The 20,641-nt window shown below is 73.1% G+C and carries 21 protein-coding genes; 11 read left to right on the top strand and 10 right to left on the bottom strand.

Annotation, left to right across the window (positions count from 1 at the left end; genetic code table 11):
- Positions 1-192 precede the first annotated feature (192 nt).
- The 4 genes from C6W10_RS33540 to C6W10_RS33525 all read left to right on the top strand — a co-directional run bounded on the left by C6W10_RS33540 (position 193) and on the right by C6W10_RS33525 (position 5,474).
- Complete coding sequence (locus tag C6W10_RS33540) at positions 193-1,800, top strand: ABC-F family ATP-binding cassette domain-containing protein (RefSeq protein ID WP_107263047.1); 1,608 nt, start codon at positions 193-195, stop codon at positions 1,798-1,800.
- Between the two features lie 551 nt (positions 1,801-2,351).
- Positions 2,352-2,579 carry a helix-turn-helix domain-containing protein gene (locus C6W10_RS33535; protein WP_007462679.1) on the top strand — a complete coding sequence of 76 codons (228 nt, stop codon included), beginning with the start codon at positions 2,352-2,354 and terminating at the stop codon, positions 2,577-2,579.
- Between the two features lie 46 nt (positions 2,580-2,625).
- Complete coding sequence (locus C6W10_RS33530; protein ID WP_107263046.1) at positions 2,626-3,390, top strand: enoyl-CoA hydratase/isomerase family protein; 765 nt, start codon at positions 2,626-2,628, stop codon at positions 3,388-3,390.
- Between the two features lie 128 nt (positions 3,391-3,518).
- A complete protein-coding gene (locus tag C6W10_RS33525; RefSeq protein ID WP_199854109.1) occupies positions 3,519-5,474 on the top strand; it encodes an ABC transporter ATP-binding protein in 1,956 nt (651 codons plus the stop codon).
- Here the strand turns inward: C6W10_RS33525 and mug are convergent.
- From mug to C6W10_RS33490, 7 genes are all read right to left on the bottom strand, one after another.
- A complete protein-coding gene (mug, locus tag C6W10_RS33520) occupies positions 5,459-6,073 on the bottom strand; it encodes a G/U mismatch-specific DNA glycosylase (protein ID WP_107263044.1) in 615 nt (204 codons plus the stop codon). The genes C6W10_RS33525 and mug overlap by 16 nt on opposite strands.
- A gap of 150 nt (positions 6,074-6,223) precedes the next feature.
- Positions 6,224-6,985, bottom strand: a complete 762-nt coding sequence (locus tag C6W10_RS33515) for an SDR family oxidoreductase (RefSeq protein WP_107263043.1) — start codon at positions 6,983-6,985, stop codon at positions 6,224-6,226.
- Between the two features lie 88 nt (positions 6,986-7,073).
- Positions 7,074-7,643 (bottom strand): hypothetical protein, encoded by a 570-nt coding sequence (locus C6W10_RS33510; RefSeq protein ID WP_234361514.1) that lies wholly within the window; start codon positions 7,641-7,643, stop codon positions 7,074-7,076.
- Position 7,644: 1 nt separating this feature from the next.
- The gene (locus C6W10_RS33505; protein WP_107264493.1) at positions 7,645-8,496 is read right to left on the bottom strand and encodes a DUF692 domain-containing protein; all 852 of its coding nucleotides are present in this window, start codon (positions 8,494-8,496) and stop codon (positions 7,645-7,647) included.
- Entirely contained in the window at positions 8,493-9,431 is a 939-nt protein-coding gene (locus C6W10_RS33500; protein WP_107263042.1) for a TIGR04222 domain-containing membrane protein, read from the bottom strand. Before C6W10_RS33500 ends, C6W10_RS33505 begins: the two co-directional genes overlap by 4 nt.
- Before the next feature lie 174 nt (positions 9,432-9,605).
- Positions 9,606-10,184, bottom strand: a complete 579-nt coding sequence (locus tag C6W10_RS33495) for a TetR/AcrR family transcriptional regulator (RefSeq protein ID WP_107264492.1) — start codon at positions 10,182-10,184, stop codon at positions 9,606-9,608.
- Between the two features lie 86 nt (positions 10,185-10,270).
- Positions 10,271-11,068 (bottom strand): thioesterase family protein, encoded by a 798-nt coding sequence (locus tag C6W10_RS33490; RefSeq protein ID WP_107263041.1) that lies wholly within the window; start codon positions 11,066-11,068, stop codon positions 10,271-10,273.
- A gap of 72 nt (positions 11,069-11,140) precedes the next feature.
- Between C6W10_RS33490 and C6W10_RS33485 the strand changes: the two genes are divergently transcribed.
- From C6W10_RS33485 to C6W10_RS33475, 3 genes are all read left to right on the top strand, one after another.
- Complete coding sequence (locus C6W10_RS33485) at positions 11,141-12,007, top strand: carbon-nitrogen hydrolase family protein (protein ID WP_199853788.1); 867 nt, start codon at positions 11,141-11,143, stop codon at positions 12,005-12,007.
- 81 nt (positions 12,008-12,088) lie between these two features.
- Positions 12,089-12,733 (top strand): HAD family hydrolase, encoded by a 645-nt coding sequence (locus C6W10_RS33480; protein WP_107263040.1) that lies wholly within the window; start codon positions 12,089-12,091, stop codon positions 12,731-12,733.
- Between the two features lie 271 nt (positions 12,734-13,004).
- Positions 13,005-13,955 carry a serine protein kinase RIO gene (locus tag C6W10_RS33475; protein ID WP_107263039.1) on the top strand — a complete coding sequence of 317 codons (951 nt, stop codon included), beginning with the start codon at positions 13,005-13,007 and terminating at the stop codon, positions 13,953-13,955.
- Between the two features lie 4 nt (positions 13,956-13,959).
- Here the strand turns inward: C6W10_RS33475 and C6W10_RS33470 are convergent, their stop codons facing one another.
- Positions 13,960-14,205, bottom strand: a complete 246-nt coding sequence (locus C6W10_RS33470) for a DUF2630 family protein (protein WP_107263038.1) — start codon at positions 14,203-14,205, stop codon at positions 13,960-13,962.
- A 354-nt stretch (positions 14,206-14,559) separates the two neighbouring features.
- On the opposite strand from C6W10_RS33470, the gene C6W10_RS33465 reads away from it, so the two are divergent.
- From C6W10_RS33465 to C6W10_RS33450, 4 genes are all read left to right on the top strand, one after another.
- On the top strand, positions 14,560-15,720 hold the full coding sequence (locus C6W10_RS33465) for a polysaccharide lyase family 1 protein (RefSeq protein WP_199853787.1): 1,161 nt from the start codon (positions 14,560-14,562) through the stop codon (positions 15,718-15,720).
- Between the two features lie 4 nt (positions 15,721-15,724).
- Positions 15,725-16,762: a polysaccharide lyase family 1 protein gene (locus C6W10_RS33460; protein ID WP_107263037.1), complete on the top strand. Its 1,038-nt coding sequence runs from the start codon at positions 15,725-15,727 to the stop codon at positions 16,760-16,762.
- Between the two features lie 305 nt (positions 16,763-17,067).
- Entirely contained in the window at positions 17,068-17,712 is a 645-nt protein-coding gene (locus C6W10_RS33455) for a hypothetical protein (RefSeq protein WP_159079460.1), read from the top strand.
- A 6-nt stretch (positions 17,713-17,718) separates the two neighbouring features.
- On the top strand, positions 17,719-18,684 hold the full coding sequence (locus C6W10_RS33450; RefSeq protein WP_107263035.1) for a nucleoside-diphosphate kinase: 966 nt from the start codon (positions 17,719-17,721) through the stop codon (positions 18,682-18,684).
- Positions 18,685-18,750: 66 nt separating this feature from the next.
- On the opposite strand, the gene C6W10_RS33445 is transcribed toward C6W10_RS33450, so the two are convergent.
- Both C6W10_RS33445 and C6W10_RS33440 read right to left on the bottom strand, forming a co-directional pair.
- On the bottom strand, positions 18,751-19,533 hold the full coding sequence (locus tag C6W10_RS33445; protein ID WP_107263034.1) for a TIGR03089 family protein: 783 nt from the start codon (positions 19,531-19,533) through the stop codon (positions 18,751-18,753).
- 82 nt (positions 19,534-19,615) lie between these two features.
- A complete protein-coding gene (locus C6W10_RS33440) occupies positions 19,616-20,527 on the bottom strand; it encodes an NADP-dependent oxidoreductase (protein WP_107263033.1) in 912 nt (303 codons plus the stop codon).
- Positions 20,528-20,641 lie beyond the last annotated feature (114 nt).

Below are 20,641 nucleotides of genomic sequence, written 5' to 3'. Positions count from 1 at the left end.
CCCGGTGTCGCGAATTGTCGATACCCGATGATCTTGATCGGTAATCCGGCACCGGTCCGGGCCGGTCGCCCGGTACAATCGCAACCGTGCTGCTCTGCGAAGGCTGAACGCCCCGAGCCGACGGATCCGTGATCCGCCGGCTCGTCCGTGTGCCCTGAGTCAGCCTTCGACCCCGAGAGCGAGTTCTCCGACATGATCACTGCGAGCGGCCTGGAACTCCGTGCCGGCGCCCGGATCCTGCTGTCCGACACCACGTTGCGGGTCCAGCCCGGTGACCGGATCGGCCTGGTGGGGCGCAACGGTGCCGGCAAGACCACCACCCTCAAGGTGCTGGCCGGCGAGGGGCAGCCCTACGCCGGGCAGATCGACCGGCGCAGCCAGGTCGGCTACCTGCCGCAGGACCCGCGCACCGGTGACCTGGGGGTCACCGCCCGGGACCGGGTGCTCTCGGCCCGGGGCCTGGACGTGCTGATGGCGCGGATGAAGGAGATCGAGGAGCAGCTCGCCGACGGCTCCGGCGACGACCGCCTGGTCCGCCGGTACGGCGCGCTGGAGGACCAGTTCGCCTCCCTCGGCGGGTACGCCGCCGAGGCGGAGGCGGCGCGGATCTGCGCCAACCTCGGCCTGCCGGACCGGGTCCTGGCGCAGACCATCGGCACCCTCTCCGGCGGCCAGCGCCGCCGGGTCGAGCTGGCCCGGATTCTGTTCCGGGACGCGGCCGAGAACGGCGGCGGCATCCTGCTCCTCGACGAGCCGACCAACCACCTGGACGCCGACTCGATCACCTGGCTGCGCGGTTTCCTCTCCGGGCACAAGGGCGGGCTGATCGTGATCAGTCACGACGCCTCGCTGCTGGAGGCCGTGGTCAACAAGGTCTGGTTCCTGGACGCGACCCGCTCGGTGGTGGACGTCTACAACGTCGGCTGGCAGAAATATCTGGAGCAGCGGGAGACCGACGAGCGGCGCCGCCGCCGGGAGCGGGCCAACGCCGAGAAGAAGGCCGGCGCCCTGATGGCCCAGGCCGACAAGATGCGGGCCAAGGCGACCAAGACGGTGGCCGCGCAGAACATGGCCCGCCGGGCCGAGAAGCTGCTCTCCGGGCTGGAGGAGGCCCGGGTCGCCGACCGGGTGGCCAAGGTCAGGTTCCCCAGCCCGGCGCCGTGCGGCAAGACGCCGCTGACCGCCGCCGGCCTGTCGAAGTCGTACGGTTCGTTGGAGATCTTCACCGACGTCAACGTCGCCGTCGACCGGGGTTCCCGGGTGGCGATCCTCGGGCTCAACGGTGCCGGCAAGACCACCCTGCTGCGGATCCTCGGCGGGCTGCTGGAGCCGGACACCGGCGAGGTCCGGCCGGGCCACGGGCTGCGGCTGGGCTACTACGCGCAGGAGCACGAGACGCTCGACGTGGACCGCAGCGTGCTGGACCACATGCGCAGCGCCGCCAGCGAGCAGACCGACACCGACCTGCGCAAGATCCTGGGCGCGTTCCTCTTCTCCGGTGACGACGTGGACAAGCCGGCGGGGGTGCTCTCCGGCGGTGAGAAGACCCGGCTGGCGCTGGCCACCCTGGTCTGCTCGGGCGCGAACGTGCTGCTGCTGGACGAGCCGACGAACAACCTGGACCCGGTGAGCCGGGAGCAGGTGCTCGACGCCATCGCCCGCTACCCCGGGGCGATCGTGCTGGTCACCCACGATCCGGGCGCGGTGCTGGCGCTCAAGCCCGACCGGGCGATCCTGCTCCCGGACGGCGACGAGGACGCCTGGAGCGACGACCTGCTCGAGCTGGTCGAGCTGGCCTAGCGGCGGGTCCGTCGCCGGTCGCGGCGGATTCCGGGGTACTGACCGACGACGATCCGGGATCGGCGCCGTCCCGCCCGGGTCGAGGTGCCGAAGAGGACGGTCGGTACGACAATGTCTCGTGCTTGCCGGTGGCGGGCACAGACGGCACTGCGCGGAGCGGAACACCATTCTGCGGAATCCGCCGCTAGGGAATCCGAGCCGGGAACGAAACCCTCCGCGAGGTGAGCCGAAACTTGACGTCCGTGGAACGAAACTCGCCGGATGATGAACCGAAACTCCCGTGGCGTGGAAGGAAACTCGACCGGGCGGCGGGAAAACAGCGTCGGCCCGGGTCGCGACCGGACGGTTGCGGCTCGAAATCCCTGCTGACGTGCGGTGCAACCTCGGAAGGTGGATGCGGACCGGGCCGGTGGCGCAATCACTCAATCGGGAAACTGACAGTGCTGTGCGTGTCGGTTGGCGAAGAGTTGATATCTAGCGCATGATCGTTCGAGGCGGTCTAATAGGTGGGACCGTATCGAACCGCACAGTCTGGGACGTGAGGAATCAACATGGCAGCCACTGGCACAGCCACCAGCACTGAGAAGGGTCGCCGGATCGTCGGAGCCGAGCGCCAGACGCTCGCCAAGGACCTGGTCAAGCGGTATACCTCCGGCGAAAGCATCCGCGCCCTGGCGGCCTCGACCGGCCGTTCCTACGGGTTCATCCACCGGGTGCTCACCGAGTCTGGTGTACAGCTTCGTCAGCGTGGCGGCGCGCGTCGTCGGAAGAAGGCGTGATCCGTTCAGCAGCCTGGTCCGGACCCGTACGCCTGCGGCCTTCTGCATGACCGTCGGCGTACGACTCAATTGCGACGGGCCGGTCGCGACAGTGACGTTGTGCCGGCCCGACGTACTCAACGCACAGACGCCGCAGATGTGGCGGGCGATGCGCGACTTCTCCCGGGACCTGCCGGGTGACGTGCGCGTCGTGGTGGTACGGGGCGAGGGTCGGGCCTTCTCCGCCGGGCTCGACCTCTCCGTGGCGACCGGCCGCTCGGGGGCGGGGGACTCGCTGGCCGAGATGGCCGCGTTGCCGCCCGAGGAGTGCGCCGAACGGATCGCCGGCTTCCAGGCCGGCTTCACCTGGCTGCACCGCCCCGACCTGATCTCGATCGCGGCGGTGCAGGGGCACGCCATCGGGGCCGGTTTCCAGCTCGCGCTCGCCTGCGACCTGCGGGTGCTCGCCTCCGACGCCACCTTCGCGATGGCCGAGGTCACCCTCGGCCTGGTCCCCGACCTGGCCGGCACCAAGCGGCTGGTGGACCTGGTCGGCTATGCCCGGGCCCTGGAGGTCTGCGTGACCGGCCGGCGGATCGACGCGGCCGAGGCCGAGCGGCTCGGCCTGGCCAGCGTGGTCGTGCCGCCGGAGGAGCTCGACGCGGCGGTCCGGGACCTGACCGCCGCGATCCTCAGCGGCGACCGGAACGCGGTGGTGGAGATCAAGGCGCTGCTGGCCGGCGCCGCCGGGCGCTCCCCGGCGGAGCAGCAGCGGGCCGAGCGCGAGGCGCAGGCCCGGCGTATGCGTGATCTTGTCGGAGCCGGCGAATAGGCTGAGCCCGACGGCGTGCGTGATCAGCCGACGGGGTGTGATCAAGGGGCGATTCGGGAAGAATCGCGCGGCCGCTCCGGTTGTCGTAGTCGTCGAGGACGACTGGGAGGTCGCGCGTGGTGAACCCGATGGGTGCCGGTGCCAGCATGGGCGGTTGGAACATGCTGCGCTCGTTGCGAAACCGCGACGAGGTGACCGCACACCGGGTGAGCCGGCGCAGCGTACGACGGGTCGTGGAGTTCGCCCGACCCTACCGGCGCGACATCGCGGTGTTCCTGGTCACGGTCGTCTTCGCCGCGATCATCGGGGTGGCGACCCCGGTCCTCGCCGGTGACGTGATCAACGCGATCTCGGGCGGCGGCGCCGACGCGGGCGGACTGGTCGTCCGGCTGGCCCTGGTGATCGCCGGTCTCGCGGTGCTGGACGCGCTGCTCTCGCTGGCCCAGCGCTGGTATTCGGCGCGGATCGGTGAGGGGATCATCCTCAACCTGCGCACCCGGGTCTTCGACCACGTCCAGCGGATGCCGTTGCAGTTCTTCACCCGGACCCAGACCGGGGCGCTGGTCAGCCGGATCAACAACGACGTGACCGGGGCGCAGCGGGCCTTCACCAGCACGCTCTCCGGGGTGGTCAGCAACATCATCCAGCTGGTGCTGACCGCCGCCGTCATGTTCACGCTCTCCTGGCAGATCACCGCGCTCTCCCTGGTGCTGCTGCCGATCTTCATCATCCCGGCCCGCCGGGTGGGTCGCCGGCTGGCGGAGATCACCCGGGAGTCGTACGACCTCGACGCCAAGATGAACGCCACCATGACCGAGCGGTTCGGGGTGTCCGGGGCGCTGCTGGTCAAGCTCTTCGCCCGGCCGGAGGTCGAGGCGCGGCGGTTCGGCGACCGGGCCGAGCGGGTCCGCGACATCGGCATCCAGTCCGCGATGTACTCCCGCACCTTCTTCGTGGCGATGCTCCTGGTGGCCTCGCTGGCCCAGGCCCTGACCTACGGGCTCGGCGGCTGGCTCGCGGTCCAGGGCGACGTCAGCGCCGGCACGGTGGTGACGCTCGCCCTGCTGCTCACCCGCCTCTACGGCCCGCTGACCGCGCTGTCGAACGTCCGGGTGGACGTGATGAGCGCCCTGGTCTCCTTCGACCGGGTCTTCGAGGTGCTCGACCTGACCCCGTCGATCTCCGAGAAGCCGGACGCGGTGGAGATCCCGCGCGGCGCCGGCCGGCTGGAGTTCGACGACGTACGGTTCCGCTATCCGTCCGCCGCCGAGGTGTCGCTCGCCTCGCTGGAGGAGGTCGCCACGCTGGACCGTACCGTCAACGAGCCGGTGCTGCGCGGCGTCTCGTTCACCGTCGAGCCGGGCCAGATGGTGGCTCTGGTCGGGCCCTCCGGTGCCGGCAAGTCCACCACCTCGATGCTGGTCTCCCGGATCTACGACGTCACCGACGGGGCGGTCCGGGTCGGCGGCGTCGACGTCCGGGACGCCACCGGAGACTCACTGCGCGACACCATCGGGGTGGTGACCCAGGACTCGCACCTGTTCCACGAGACCATCGCCGAGAACCTGCGCTACGCCAAGCCCGACGCGACCGACGACGAACTCTGGGCGGCGCTGCGCGGCGCCCAGGTGGAGGAGCTGGTCCGCTCGCTGCCGGACGGGCTCGACACCATGGTCGGCGAGCGGGGCTACCGCTTCTCCGGCGGCGAGAAGCAGCGCATCGCCATCGCCCGGCTGCTGCTCAAGGCCCCGTCGATCGTGATCCTGGACGAGGCGACCGCACACCTCGACTCCGAGTCGGAGGCGGCGGTGCAGCGGGCGCTGTCGGTGGCGCTGAGCGGGCGTACGGCGCTGGTCATCGCACACCGGCTCTCGACGGTACGGGAGGCGGACCAGATCCTGGTGCTGGACCGCGGGCGGATCGTCGAACGCGGCCGGCACGACGAGCTGGTCGCCGTGGGCGGCCTCTACGCCGAGCTGTACCGGACCCAGTTCGCCGTCGTCGACTCCCCGGCGCCGTACGCCGACGCGGTCGGCCCGGAGCCGGTGATCACGATGCCGCGCCCCGACTACGACCCGGTCTGACCGGGCTCGGCCAGGGTCGCCGCCCGCAGTGCGGCGAACTCGGCAGCCAACCCCGGCCCGGTGAAGTGGGCGTTCAGCCCGCTCGGGTTCGGCAGCACCCAGAGCTGGGCGTCACCGATCGTCTCCGGTTGCCGGCCGATCCTTGCCGTACGCCGTGCGAACGCCGTCCGGTACGCCGTCACCCCGAGTACCGCCACCCAGCGTGGCCGGTAGCGGTGGACCTTCTCGACCAGCAGCCGGCCGCCCTCGACCAGTTCGTCCCGGGTCAGTTCGTCGGCCCGGGCGCTGGCCCGGGCCGCCAGGTTCGTGATGCCCAGCCCGTAGCCGAGCAGGTCGGCCTGGTCGGCCGGGTCGACCAGGTGCGGCGTGAACCCGCCCTGGTGCAGGGCGGGCCAGAACCGGTTGCCGGGGCGGGCGAAGTGCCAGCCGGTCGCGGCCGAGTAGAGCCCCGGGTTGATGCCGCAAAAAAGCACCCGCAGGTCCGGGGCGATCAGGTCGGGGAGGAGCCGGTCGGCGGCCGCCGCCACCTCGGCCGGGGTCGGTCGGCGCCTGGCCCGCGGCGCTGCGGTCAAGGTCGGCCGCTCTTCCGGGTCGCCCATATCACCGTCAGCACCAGACCGGTCAGCACCAGGCAGCCGAGCCCGCCGACGGCGAGCACGAGCCCGCTGACGGAAACGATGACATCCACCTCCCTCGGCAACGGGTGGCAACTCTATCCGGGCCGGTGCCCGGCCGGCGTGCCGAGACCGTCAGAGGCTGCGCAGCGCGCCGCCGTCGACCGGGATGGTCACCCCGGTCAGATAGCTGGCGGCGGGGGAGAGCACGAACGCGGCCACCCGGCCGAACTCGTCCGGGTCGCCGATCCGGCGCAGCGGTATCGCCGCCTCGGCGTCGGCCCGGGCCCGCTCCGGGTCGCCGGTGGCGGCGAAGAGTTCCCGGTTGCGGTCGGTCAGGATCCGGCCCGGGAGCAGGCTGAGCACCCGTACCCCGCGCGGGCCGTACTCGTCGGCCATGTCCTTGGCCACTCCGGCCAGTCCCGGGCGCAGCCCGTTCGAGATGCCGAGCCCGGGGATCGGTGCCCGGGCCGAGTTGGAGAGGACCAGGCCGAGCGCCCCGCCGGTGCTCAGGGCCGCGGCGATCGTCCGGGCGGCCCGGACGGTGCCGAGGAAGATGGTCTCGAAGGAGTCCCGCCACTGCGCGTCGGTGGCCTGGGCGGCGCTGCCGTGCGGCGGGCCGCCGACCGAGACGAGCCCGCCGTCGAGCCGGCCGAACCGCTCCAGCGCGGTCTCGACCAGCCGGGTCGCGGTCTCCGGCGCCGCCAGGTCGGCGGCGAGCCCCACCACCCGGTCGTCCGGGCCGAGCCGGCTCGCCGCGTCGGCGACCTGGTCGGCGTCCCGGGCCGAGATCACCACCCGGGCGCCGTCGGCCACCAGCGCGCGTGCGGTGGCGAGGCCGAGTCCCTTCGAGGCGCCGGTCAGCACGTACGCCCGGTCCGCGAGTCCGAGGTCCATGGAAGGGATCCTATGACCCGGACGGCGTCGAGTCGATCTTCGGGTTGCCGTGGGTGCCCGCAGTGCGCCGGGTCTGCGAGCCCGGCAGTCACGAACCGGAGCCGGTCCGGGAGCCGGGCAGGGTCCACACCCGTACCCGACCGGCGACCTGCACCACCAGCACGTCCGGGGTCCGGCGCAGCGCCGGCAGTCGACGTCGGCGCGGTGCCGTGCGGCCGTCGTACCGCCAGCCGGCCTCCCGGACGGCGAGTTCCCCGGCGGCGGGCGCCGGGAGCGTCTTCCCGGCGGCCAGCTCCCGGGCCAGGTCCCAGCCGTCCCGGACCGAGCCGGCGGGCGGGCGGCCCGCCGCCCAGGCCGCGAAGACGGCCCGCCAACTCCGGCCGTGCCCGGCGGCGAGCAGCGGCCAGTGCCGGGCCACCTCGCCGGCCCGCTTGTGCAGCAGCGCCGACCGGGCCACCCCGACCAGTCGGGCGTCGAATCCGGCTGGCAGCGGTGCCCCGGCCACCAGGGCGGCCACCAGGGCGGCCTGCCGGTCGGCCAGCGTCCCGGCCGGTCCGGGCGGGGTCTTCTCGGTCGTCAGCTCACCGCCGGGCGGCCGGAGGCGTGGTCGTGCGGCCGTTGGGCCGGCGCCGCCGACAGCGGTGGTCCGGTCGGTCATCTCAGGTCACCGTCGGGTAGCCGGAGGCGGCGGCGATCGCGTCCAGTTCGGCGTGCAGCGCCGTCGCCGGTGGATAGTGCCCGTCCCGCTCCAGCAGCAGCGCCGGTGGCCGGTGCCGGGCGGAGAGTTCGGCGACCAGGTCGAGCACCTCCGGCGGGACCGGGTCGGTGTGCGTGTCGTGGTAGATCCCGTCGCTGGCCGCCCCACCCGCGACGTGTACGTAGCCGACCCGATCCAGCGGCAGCCGGTCGAGCAGGTCGAGCGGGTCGGTACCCCGGTTGCGGGCGTTGGCGTAGACGTTGGCGATGTCCAGCAAGAGCAGCGCGCCGGTGCGGTCGAGGATCTCGGTGAGGAAGTCCGCCTCGTCCAGCTCGTCGTCCGGCCAGTCGAAGATGGCGGCGATCGGCTCCAGGGCGAGCGGAACGGAGAGTTCGGCCCGTACCCGGGCGACGTTTCCGACGACCGCGTCGACCGCCTCCCGGGTACGCGGCAACGGCAGCAGGTGACCCGCCTCGATGCCGCCGGCCCGGACGAAGGCGATGTGTTCACTCGCCAGCGGGGCGTCCAGCAGCTCGGCGGCCCGGGCGAACTGGCGTACCCGGGCCGGCTCGACCGGCTCGGCACCGCCGAGGGAGAGCCGCACCCCGTGCGGTACCACGGTCACGCCGCGGTCGCGCAGCTCGGCGAGGCCCGGCGGCGGCCCGGCGGCGGGGATCGACTCGGCGATCACCTCGACGAAGCGCAGGCCGGGCAGCTCCGCGACGAAGCCGGCGATCTCCGGCCGCCAGCCGATTCCCACCCCGTACCCGGGCTGCGGTGCCGACGCGCCGGGCAGGCCGTTCCCGGTCGTCATCCGCCACACCCGCCGCAGCCGCCGCAGCCGCCGCCGCAGCCGCCGCCCGAACCGTCGCCGCCGCCGCTGCTGTCCCCGCCGCCGGATCCGCCGCCGGTATTCGCGGCCGTCCAGCCGCCGCCCGCCGCCGAACCGCTCATCGCGGGCTGCACCTCGGCCTCCATCGCGAACGCCGGGTCGAACTCGACCAGCGCGGCCGTGCCGAACAGGGCGACGCCCAGCGCCGCACCGGCCGCGCCGTAGGTGGCATAGGCCGGGGAGTGCCTCGGTTCGAGGTGCCGGTGTTGCCGACGCAGGTCACGCAGCAGTGCGTCCGCCGCCCGGGTCCGGCGCGGCACCACGCAGAGCAGCACCACGCTGGTGGGCGCCAGCACCAGCAGGCTCAGCCCGAGGTAGCCGACCGGCTGGCCGCCGACCAGGCCGGCGACCAGCCGGGCCAGGCCGACCGCCACCAGCCCGAGCAGCAGCACCGGCCCGATCCGGGCGACCGGGCGGGCCGACGAGGGCAGCGCCAGGCCGCTGCGGGTCAGGTCGGCCCGGAGCGCGGCGAGCGCCGCGAGGACCTGGGGGTCGCTGTCGAGGGCCCGTCCGGGTACCCCGTGCGCGGCGGCCCGGTGCACGGCGGCGTCGAGCGGGGTGGCCGGTACCGGCAACGGTCCGGTCTGCGTCAGCCGGTGCTGCGGTGCGGTGCCGATCGCCCCGGCCGCGCGGAGCGCGCCGAGGGTGGCGTGCACGGCCAGCCGGTCACCGCCGGCCAGCCAGGCAAGCTGGACCGGATGTAGCCGCTCGGCCCCCGGTGGGCGGCGCCCGGCGAAGCCGAGCAGCCGGTGGGCCAGGGTGCCGAGCAGGACGACCCCGGCGATCGCCAGGTAGCCGCTCAGGAAGACCGGGCCGGACACGCCCCAGGTCTCGGTGTGCAGGGTCAGCGCGTCCATCCGGTGCCTCCAGGCGTACGGGGGCGGACTGTCACCATTGTGGATCGGCCGTGCCAGCCGGCCGGGTCGCGGTTCGGCAAACCTCCCGGGCCGCTCGACCGGCAGCCCGGGACCGGTAGGCCCGGACCGGCGGCCCCGACCGGCGCCGCTCGGGGCGACCGGGCCGACCCGTGCTCAGCCCTCGGGACGGCGTACCGCCTCCTCGACCAGGTCGAGCACCGGGCCGAGGTCGCCGGCCGGCCGGGCCATCGCCAGTTGCAGTACCAGGCCGTCGTAGGCCAGCTCCAGGAACCGGGCCAGCGTCTCGATCGGTACGTCGTCGCGCAGCACCCCGGCGTCCCGCTGCCGGGCCAGCCGATCCCGGGTGGCCTCGGCCAGACTCGCCGAACGTTCCGCCCAGCGCTGCGCGAACTCGGGGTCGGTGCGCAGTCGCCGGGACACCTCGAGCTGGCTGCCCAGCCAGCCGGTGGTGTCCGGCGAGGTGGCACCGGCGAGCAGGTCGCGCATGACCTGCACCAGGCCGTTGCGGGCGACCGTGGCGACCATCGCGGCGGCGTCGTCCTCGGCGACGGCGAGAAAGAGCGAGTCCTTGTCCCGGAAGTGGTGGAAGATCGCTCCCCGGGAGAGCCCGGTCGCCTCTTCGAGCCGGCGCACCGTGGCACCCTCGTAGCCGTGGCGGGCGAAGCAGGCCCGGGCCGCGCCGAGAATCTCCTGACGGCGGGCGTCGAGCTGGTCCTGACTTACCCTGGGCACCATCCGATCGTGCCAGGCGGCGTCCGGGTATGCAATCCGTACGTACGTCTTGGGTTGTCGTCGACCGGTCGGCGCGACCGGGCCACTCAGCCCGACCGGCGTCCCACCATCAGCGCCTGGGCGCCCCGGCCCAGCCCGCCGGTGGCGTCGGAGAGCACCGTCTCGGCCAGCCCGGACCCGTACCCGTCCAGGGTGGTACCGGCCCGTACGTGCAGCCACTCCTCGGTCGGCTGCCGGTGCAGGTGCAGCGTCAGCTCGGTGTTGATGAACCACCACCGCTGCATGTCCAGCAGCCGGCTCAGCCCGTTGCCGGAGTCGGCGAGCAGGGCGACCCGCTGCAACGGGCTCGGCTCCTCGCCGGCCACCAGCGGAATCCGTTGCCGGGCCCAGGCCGAGGCGGGGCCGGGGCGCTCGAAGTGGCCCTCGACGAACCGCCAGTCGATCGCCCGCAGGTAGCCGATCTGCCAGCGCGGCTCGGTGAACCGGGACGGCTGCGCCGGCCGGGGCGGCGGCACCACCGGAGCGGTGACCGCCTCGGCGGGCAGGTCGACCGGGGTACGCCGGATCCGCCACACCCGGGCGCGCAGCGCCACCCGTCCGGCGGCGTGCAGCTCCGCCTCGACCAGTTCCACCGAGCGTCCGGGCCGGCCCACGGTGGCCCGTACCTCCACCTCGGCCACCGGCACGGCGCCGAGGAACTCCACCGTCAGCCGGCTGACCTGTGCCGCCCCCTCCAGCGAGCTGGGTGTCCGTTCCACGGCCCGGGCCAGCAGCGCGCACGGCGGTCCGCCGTGTTGCAGGCCGCTGCTCCACGGCCCCTCGGTGGCCGGGGTGGCGACGTACCGTTCGGGGTCGTCGGTGGGCAGGTAGAAGGCGTCGGGCACGGGCCGATTTTCCTCTCCGGCGCCGGTTTCGCAAGATCGGACGGGCTTCGCCGCCCGGTTATCATCGCGGCCGTGACGCAGACCACCGCCGGAGCGCCGGCCGCAGTACTGCCCGTCGCCGCGGTACAGGCCGAACCGGAACCCGGGAACGTCACCGGGAACGCCGGCTCCGCCGCCCGGCTGGTGGCGCGGGCCGCCGACGAGGGCGCCCGGGTCGTCGTACTCCCGGAGTTGTTCCTGCCGGCGTACCATCCGCCGACCCTGGCCGACGATCCGGCCGGTACCGACGTGGCGGCCGACCACGACGGGCGGGTGGCGGACGCCCGGCTCGACCCGCTGCGCGCGGTCGCCCGGGATCGCCAGGTGGTGGTCGTGCTCGGCGCGGCGGTCCGGCACCCGGACGGCCGGCGGACCTGTTCGGCGCTGGTGGTGGACCGGGCCGGCCGGGTCGACGCCGGATACGCCAAACAGCACCTCTGGGGGCCGGACGAGAACGCGCTGTTCACCCCCGGGCGGAGCGGCGCGACCCTGCTGGTCGACGGTTGGCGGCTCGGTCTCGGCGTCTGCTACGACGGCTGCTTCCCGGAGCACGGCCGGGCGGCGGCGGCCGACGGGGCGCACGGCTACCTCTGCCCGAGCGGCTACCTGGTCGGCTCGGAGCACCGGCGTGACCTCTACTACCGGGCCCGCGCGCTCGACAACACCATGTACGTGGTCTTCGCCAACGCCGCCGGCGGTGCGCCGCCGTGGCGGTTCAACGGCGGCGCGGCGGTCTACGACCCCGAGGGCCGGGTGCTGGGCCGGGCCGGGGACTCCGGCGAGGCCGTCGTCGTCGCGCGGCTCGACCCGGCCGAACTGCACCGGGTACGCGACGCGCACCGGATGCTCGCCGACCGGCTGCCCGAGCAGGGTCGGGTACGGACCCGGTTGACCGGTTGACGCCGTCGTCCGCCTGGCCAACCGGGCTTGTTTACATGCTGGGACTGTTGTCCGACCGGGTGCGTCCCGTACTGTGCGCAAGTGCCGCTGTTGCTCCTCGATCTGGACAACACTCTGCTCGACCGGGCGGGCCCGTTCCGCACCTGGGCGCAGGGGTTCCTGGACGAGATCGGGGCACCCGAGAGCGACATCGACTGGCTCCTCTCGGTGGACGCCGACGGCCTGACCAATCGCTGGGACGTGGCCGACGCGATCCGTGACCGGTACCGCCTCCGGATCCCCTCCATCGACCTGGTCGAGGCGCTGCACGAGGGAGTGGTGGAATACACCCGGCTCGATCCGCTGATCGCCTGCGCGCTGCGGATCGCCGACGACGCCGGCTGGGTGCCGGTAGCGGTCACCAACGGCACGCAGCGGCAACAGGAGATGAAGATCAGGCGTACCGGCCTGGACCGCTACCTGGCGGACTGGGTGATCTCCGAGGAGGTCGGGGTCAGCAAGCCGAATCCGCGGATCTTCGCGCTCGCCGCCGAGCGGGTCCGGATGCGGCTGCGCGGCGCCTGGATGGTCGGGGACAGCCCCGAGGCCGACATCGGCGGCGCCGCCGCGGTCGGGCTGCCCAGCGTCTGGCTGCACCGGGGCCGCCGCTGGATGGAGCGCCGGTACGCCCCGACCAAGACCGTGGACGGGCTGATCCCCGCCGTCGCCACCGTCCTCGCCGCCTGACCGTCTGACCGTCTGATCGCGGTCGGCTGTCCGATCGCGGCTGGCCATCCGATCGGGTTCCGTCGGAGGCGTCGACCCCCGGCGCGGTAATTCGGTTGACCGTCGTCGTCGGGGTTGGCGAACATGTGCGCGTCGGAGGACCCTGCCCGGTCTCTCCGGGTCGTATCGCATTCCGGGCACCGCCCGGCCGAGTGGAAGGAGGAGTGACCGTGGCTGTCGTTGTGCTGCGTTTCCGCCTGCCTTCTTCCGACTCGACCAGAGGATTCCTCCAGTGCCACGCGATTATGACGACTATTCCGGTTCGGCCCGCTCCCGTGGCGGTCGCACCACCCGCCGGTTCGACGACGACGAGCCGCGCTTTCTGAAACGGAACCGGCACGCCACGACGGCCGCGTTCGACACCAACGCCGACACCGACACGCCGGACGTCGGCGACCGCTGGTCGACCTGGGACCAGGCGGTGCACGGGCCGGAGCCGCATCCCGACTGGCTGGTCACCGAGCTGGCCGCCGTCGACACCGAGCTGGGCGTGCTGAAGACCGGCAAGGAGGCGGACGTGCACCTGGTCCGCCGGGCCGTGCCGGACAGTGACCGGAGCTGCCTGCTCGCCGCCAAGCGCTACCGCGACCCGGAGCACCGGCTCTTCCACCGCGACGCCGGCTATCTGGAGGGACGGCGGGTACGCCGGTCCCGGGAGAACCGGGCGATGGAGGGGCGTACCGCGTTCGGCCGGCAGATGATCGCCGGTCAGTGGGCCGCCGCCGAGTTCGCCGCGCTGAGCCGGCTCTGGCAGGTGGGGCGGGAACTGGGCAGCATCGCCGTGCCGTACCCGGTGCAGTTGATCGGGACGGAGCTGATGCTCGAGTTCGTCGGCGATCCGGTGCAGGGGGAGGCGGCTCCCCGGCTGGCCCAGCTCCGGCCCGACCCGGTGCTGCTGCGCCAGCTCTGGGACCAGCTCGTCGACGCGCTGGTCGTACTGGCCCGGGCCGGGCTGGCGCACGGCGACCTCTCGCCGTACAACCTGCTGGTGCACGCCGACCGGCTGGTGCTGATCGACCTGCCGCAGGTGGTGGACGTGGTCGCCAACCCGGGCGGGCGGGAGTTCCTGGCCCGGGACGTACGGGTGGTGGCCGCCTGGTTCGCGGCGCGCGGACTCCCCGGCGAGCTGGTCGATCCGGGCGTACTGACCGGGCGACTGTTCCGGGAGGCGGGGCTGCGCTAGGGGTTCACTGGAGGTACTTCTCGACCTCGTTCACGCTGCGTGCTCCGGTGGTGTCCGGGTCGCTGCCGGCCTGCCGGGCGGCCCGGCGCCGTCGGAGCAGGTCCCAGCACTGGTCGAGCGACTCCTCCAGTTCGCGCAGCCGGGTCCGGTCGTCGTCGGTCGAGTTCTCGACCTGCTGGGCGTGGTTGCGGAGCCGGTGTTCCTCGTCGACCAGTTCGGAGATCCGGCTCAGAATCGTCCTGTCGTCCATGTCCAAGATCCTGGCACAGCGTCGAACCTGCCGCCCACCATCCGCGAGGCTGATGGGCGGCCCGGGCCGGCGCGTCGTCGGACGGGGTGGTCGGCACCGGTCGGCGGCGCGGTGCCCGGGGTCGGGCACGAGGTCGGCGACCCCGTCCCGGACCGCCGGAAGACATTCATTGACATAGTTCTCCGTGGTTCCTATCGTGGCGGTTAGGAAAGCGCTTTCCAGGTCGCCCGTACCCGTCGGAGCCGCTCCCCGGCGGCGCCGCACACCCACCTGCCGCGCGCCGGCCGACCACGCTCCGCCAGCCACCCCACCGAGCCCGCGCATCCCCGCCACCACCGGAAAGGCAGAAGACCCGTGACCTCACCGCGCACCAGGGCCGGCACCGCCGTCCCGGCCGGTCGCCGCTGGCGGCGACCCGCCGCCGTCGGCCTCGCCGTCGCGCTGGCCGCCACCCTCAACCACGGCGCCGGCACCGCCCAGGCCGCCAGCCGCACCGACACCCACGACGTCACCGCGGAGGCCGCCCCGCCCGGGCCGCCCCCGACCTCGTCGACGGCCGGCATCTCCGGCCCGACCGTGCTGGTGCCGGCGGGCCCGGCGGACGGCTTCGCCAGCGTCGACGCGCTCGGCCAGAACGGCACCACCGGCGGCGCCGGTGGACCGGTCGTCACCGTGAACAGCACCGCCGCGTTCCTCGACTACATCGCCCGACCCGGCCCGTACGTCATCCAGGTCGCCGGCACCATCACCCTGCCGACCGGCGACAGCGACGGCATGCACGACGTCACCTCGGACAAGACGATCGTGGGCATCGGGGCGAACGCCACCCTGCGCGGCGGCGGCCTCAACATCGGCCTGCCGGTGAACGACGACACCACCGCACCGCCGGCCAACGCGGTACACAACGTGATCATCCGGAACCTGCACCTCACCGGGGCCACCGACGACCTGCTCAACGTGCAGATGTTCTCGCACCACATCTGGATCGACCACAACGAGTTCTCCAACGGCGACGACGGCGCGGTCGACATCAAACGCGGCTCGGACTACGTCACCGTCTCGTGGAACCACTTCCACGACCACGACAAGACCCTGCTGCTCTCGCACGACGAGGACGCCGGCGCCCAGGACATCGGGCGGCTGCGGGTCACCTACCACCACAACTGGTTCAACGCCTCCGACCAGCGGCACCCCCGGGTCCGCTTCTCGGCCATGACGCACGTCTACAACAACTACTACTACGAGAACAGCTACGGGGTGGCCTCCACCTACGACGCCGCCGTGCTGGTCGAGGAGAACTACTTCTACAGCGTCAACAACCCCGGCCGGGTCGAGTTCAGCGGCGACCTGGGCCGGATCGTCGAACGCGGCAACATCCTGGTCGACTGCAACCACCCGATCGAGACCCGGGGCACGGTACCCGAGCCGAGCGGCTTCTACCGCTACCAGGCCGACGACGCGGCCGCCATCCCGACCATCGTCCCGGCCGGTGCCGGGGTGGGAAAGCTGGGCTGACCCGATGACCGAGAACCTCCTGTTACGCCGAGCGGCCCGTCGCCCCGTCGCCGTCGCCCTCGCCGGGACGCTGGCCGTGACCCTGACCGCCGCGCTGGTCGCCGGCACCGGCCCGGCCCGGGCGGTTTCACCGCCGACCGGCGCGCTGCCGAGCGCCGTCGGGCAGCCGGACGGCTTCGCCAGCGTCAACGCGCTCGGCCAGAACGGCACCACCGGTGGGATCGGCGGACCGGTGGTCACCGCCACCAACGCCGACGACTTCCTGGAGTACATCGACACGGTCGGGCCGATGACGATCCGGGTACAGGGCACCATCCGGATCAGCAGCAAGCAGGGCGTACGGCCGAACAAGACGATCATCGGCGTCGGGTCCAACGCCACCATCGACGGCGGCGGGCTGGACTTCTACCGGTCGTACAACGTGATCGTGCAGAACCTCAACTTCACCAACGCCGAGGACGACGCGGTCAACGTCGGGCAGGAGTCGCACCACATCTGGATCGACCACAACCGGTTCACCGGCGCGGTGGACGGCTCGGTCGACATCGTCCGGGGCGCCGACTACGTCACCGTCTCCTGGAACCACTTCGACCACGCCGACAAGAGCATGCTGATCAGCCACTCCGACGGGGCCGCCTCGACCGACGTCGGGCACCTCAAGGTCAGCATCCACCACAACTTCTTCGACAACAGCCGGCAGCGGCACCCCCGGGTCCGGTTCGGCGAGCCGGTGCACGTCTACAACAACTACTTCCTCGGCAACGAGCTCTACGGGGTCGCCTCGACCGAGAACGCCGGGGTACTCGTCGAGGGGAACTACTTCGAGAACGTGCCGTACCCGCTCCACTCGGCCAGCGGCTACGCCGACAGTGGACCCGGCCGGGCGGTACAGCGGAACAACATCTTCGTGAACTCCGGCGTACCGGAGACGGCGGGTTCGGTGGTCGAGCCGCGGACGTACTACGCGTACCAGCTCGATCCGCCCGCCGGGGTGCCGGCCTCGGTCCGGGCCGGCGCCGGTACCGGAAGGATCTCCGGCTGACCCGATCCCCGACTGACCCGGTCGTTGCCTGACCGGTCAGTCCGTGGCCAGCCGGGGCGGACGGTCGGGAGGTGGGTCCCGACCGTCCGCCGGTCAGTGCCCCCCGCGCGACGCGCGGGGGGCACTGCGCGTCGTGGGTCGGTGACCGCCGCTGCTATTTGGTCATTCGGCTCCGACCGGGGTGTCCGTTTGATATGAACTACCAAACCCGGTGCCGGGAAGCCCGCAGATCGGGCATTCTCGATGCCGGGGAGGTAGTCCTGTCCTCAGGGGACCAGACCCGGAACGGAAAGAGCCCGAACATCATGGACCAAGCTACGTTGCCGACACCGCTCCGCGAGGCTGTCACGGTCACCACGGCCGGGGCCACCGGGGTGGCCCGGCTGGTGATCCAGGGTCTGCTCGACCTGATCGACGACCCCGCCGCGACCGCCGCCGCGACGGAGTTCCTGACCGCCCGGCTGCCCGGCTACGCGCCGATGTGGCACATCGCCAACGCGGTGCGTTCGGCCGAGCCGGCCGAGGCGCTGCGGCGGATCCGGGCCGAACTCGACCACGCCGTGGAGAACACCGTGAAGGCGGCGGTCACCTGGGTCGGCGAGCAGGGTGTCCCGGTCACCTACGCGCCCAGCAGCTCGATCGTCAAGCAGATCCTGGCCCAGTTGCCGGAGTCGCTGCGCAGCGGCGAGCCGGCGGTCGCGCTGGCCGGCGCCGACGCGATCGGGCCGGACACCGTGCTCAACATCCGGGGTACCCGGGAACTGGCCGAGACGCTGCCCACCCTGATCGTCACCACCGCGCTGAAGCTGGTCCCCGCGCCGGTCTTCGCCCGCCTCGGCGCGCCGGTCTTCGAGCACATCCCGCTGGACGGCTTCGTCGGCGTGGTGCTCGACGGTGAGCTGCTCAGCCCGGGAGAGGTCGGCCGGCGAGCCGCGGAACTGCGTGAGTGACCCGCGATGGCCACCCCCGGCGCCCAGCAGATCCCCGCCTTCCTGTCGACGCTTCCGGAAAAGCGGTCGCTCTACGCGGTCGACACGTACTTCCGGGAGAGCTTCGAAGACCTGCTCGCCGTCGGTGGTGGCCGCATCGAGGAGTTCTGCCACGACCACGCACTCCTGCTGCTGAAACCGGACGCCGTGGTCAGCCGCCGGCTCGGCCCGGTGCTGCGCTGGGTGCTGGCGTACGGCTTCAGCATCGTCTGGGCCGCGACGGTGACGATCGACCGGCACGGCGTACGGGCGCTGTGGCAGTACGGCCTGAACGCCGCCAGCCGGGACCGGCGGGACGCCGCCGACCTCTACGTCACGGCGTGCGAGTGCCTGCTCCTGCTGCTCGCCCTGCCCGGCCGTCCCGAACCGGCCTCGCTGGTGCTCAGCACCGCCAAGGGGCCGGCCGACCCGGTCCGGTGCCGTCCCGGGCAGCTCCGCTACGACGTCGGCAGCTTCAACTACCAGCTCAACCTGGTGCACGCCGCCGACGAGCCGGCCGACCTGCTCCGGGAACTCGCCGTGCTCTGCAACCACGAGACCCGGGCCGGCCTCTACCGGCGCACGCTGCGCGGATCGGCGGGGCCCGCCCCGGACGGTCGGTCCGAGGCGTTCGCCCTGGCCGACCGGCTGGAGGCGGCCACCCCGCAGGTCGACCTCGAACTGGACCGGACCCTCGGCGAGCTGGCCGACGTCGCCGAGGCCCGCCGACGCGGCGGCTCCGGCACGTCGGCCGGCGAACTCGTGTCGCTGATAGAGCGGATCCGGGCCCGCTGCTCCCGGGACTGGCGGGCGGTGGTGCGGCTGGCCGAGTCGAGCGGGGTACCGGTCAGCCGGTGGCAGCGGATCGTGCTCGCCACCCACCTGCTCGACCCGTACGTGCCCGGCGCCACCAGCCTGCTCCCGGACAGCTCCACCACCGCCGCCGACCCGTAGGGCACAGCCTGACCCCCCCGGCTCGGCCGGGCCGTCAGAGCAGACCGACCCGGCTGGGCGGGGCCGTCAGAGCACCCGGGTCACCCGTTCGGCCTGGCTGCGCCGCTGCACCGTCGCCGGGTCGAGGTTGGCGCAGAGCACCACGGTGGCCCCGGCGGCCAGCGGTGCCAGCAGCCACTTCACCGGGTGCTCGTGCTCGGCCGCGTCGACCAGTACCCGGTCGCCGGGGCGCAGCCCGAAGACCTCGTCGGCCATTCCCCGGGCCAGCCGGCCCCACTCGGCGTAGCTGGTGCCGTCCACAGTGGCCGCGTCGTCGGGGTGCAGCGGCACGTACGGCCGCAGGTCGGGGTCGTGTCGGCGTACCTCGGTGAGGTAGTCCCGGTAGCCGTCCGGCGGCTCGGCCAGCGGGGCGCCGTCCGGCGCGAACCCGAGCACGAACCGGTGTCTCGCCTCGGGTACGTGATCGAGCCAGTCGTCGATCCGGGGCAGCGCGGCGTACGTGACGTCGAAGGGCTCCTCGACGCCCGGGCCGAGCCGGGGCAGCCCGGCGGTGGCGGTGCCGTGGAAGCTCACCGACACCCCCGCCGACCAGGCACCGAGCAGTACGGCGGCGGTCTGCCAGTGCGGCGGCAGCAGCACTGCGGCCCGGGCGCCGATGCCCAGCCCGCAGCCGTGGACCAGCAGGTTCGCCGTCCGGGCCACCCACTCGGCCAGCGCCTCGGCGGAGAGTTCGGTGCGTTCCCCGGTCGCGTCGTCGTAGTAGGTGAGCAGCGGCCGGGTCCGATCCGTCGCCAGCGCGGAGGCGAAGAGCGCCGGTACCCCGCCCACCCGGACCGAACTCTGCCGCATGGAATGCCCCCTGCCCGCTGGCTGCCGGTGCTCGCGCGGGCCGTCCCGCGCGGCACCGACGATACCGGTCCCGGCGCCCCGCTCAGTCGATGGTGAGCACCAGCTTGCCCCGGCCGTGCCGGGTCTCCAGCTCGCGGTGCGCCTCGGCGGCGCGCTCCAGCGGCAGCGTCCGGCGGACGTGGATCCGCAGTTCGCCCCTGGTGTGCAGGTCGACGAGTCCGGCCAGCCGGTGCGCCGACCGGAGGTTGCGGGTGACCCGGATGCCGAGTTCCTCGGCCCGGCCGTGCTCGACCAGGGTGAGGATCCGCTTGCGGTCCGGCACCAGCTCCAGGCTGACCCGCAGCGCGTCGCCGCCGGCCCCGTCCAGCGCCGCGTCCACCCCGTCCGGCGCGAGCGCGCGGACCCGGTCGGCCAGGCCCGGCCCGTACGCCACCGGGGTGGCGCCGAGCGACCGGAGGTAGTCGTGGTTGTCCGGGCTGGCCGTGCCGAGCACCGTCGCGCCGGCCGCCACGGCGAGCTGTACCGCGACCGTGCCGACCGCACCGGCGGCGGCGTGCACCAGCAGCGTCTCGCCGCGCGCGACGGCCAGCTCGTCGAGGGCGATGTGCGCGGTCTGTGCCCCGGCGGTGAAGCCGCCGGCCACCTCCCAGGGCATCTCGGTGGGCTTGGCGGTGATCTGGTCGGCCGGGATCACCAGGTATTCGGCGTAGCAGTCGAGCTGACCGAAGCCGAGCACCTCGGCACCGACGGCGACGCTGCTGACGTCCGGGCCGAGCTGGTCGACGATGCCGGCGAACTCGTTGCCGGGCACCCTCGGCAGGTCGCCGGCCACCCCCGGCGGCGCCCAGCCGGACCGGATCGCGCAGTCGTACGGCTGCACCCCGGCCGCCTTCACCCGGATCCGTACCTGGCCCGGGCCGGGCACCGGGGTGGGCAGCTCCAGCAGCCGCAGTACCTCGGGACCGCCGTACTCGGTGAAACCCGCCGCTCGCATCGGACATCCTCCCGTCGTGGAGTTGACGGGCCGAGTCTGCGTCCTCAACCTCGATTGAGGTCAAGTCGCCGGGAACGGGCCGGGCCGGTCACCCCGACTGGGGTGACCGGCCGG

Origin of the sequence: Plantactinospora sp. BB1 (genome assembly GCF_003030385.1) — a bacterium.
Classification (GTDB): Bacteria; Actinomycetota; Actinomycetes; order Mycobacteriales; family Micromonosporaceae; genus Plantactinospora.
Note: the sequence above shows the minus strand (reverse complement) of the source record. Positions and strands in the feature narration are given on the sequence as shown.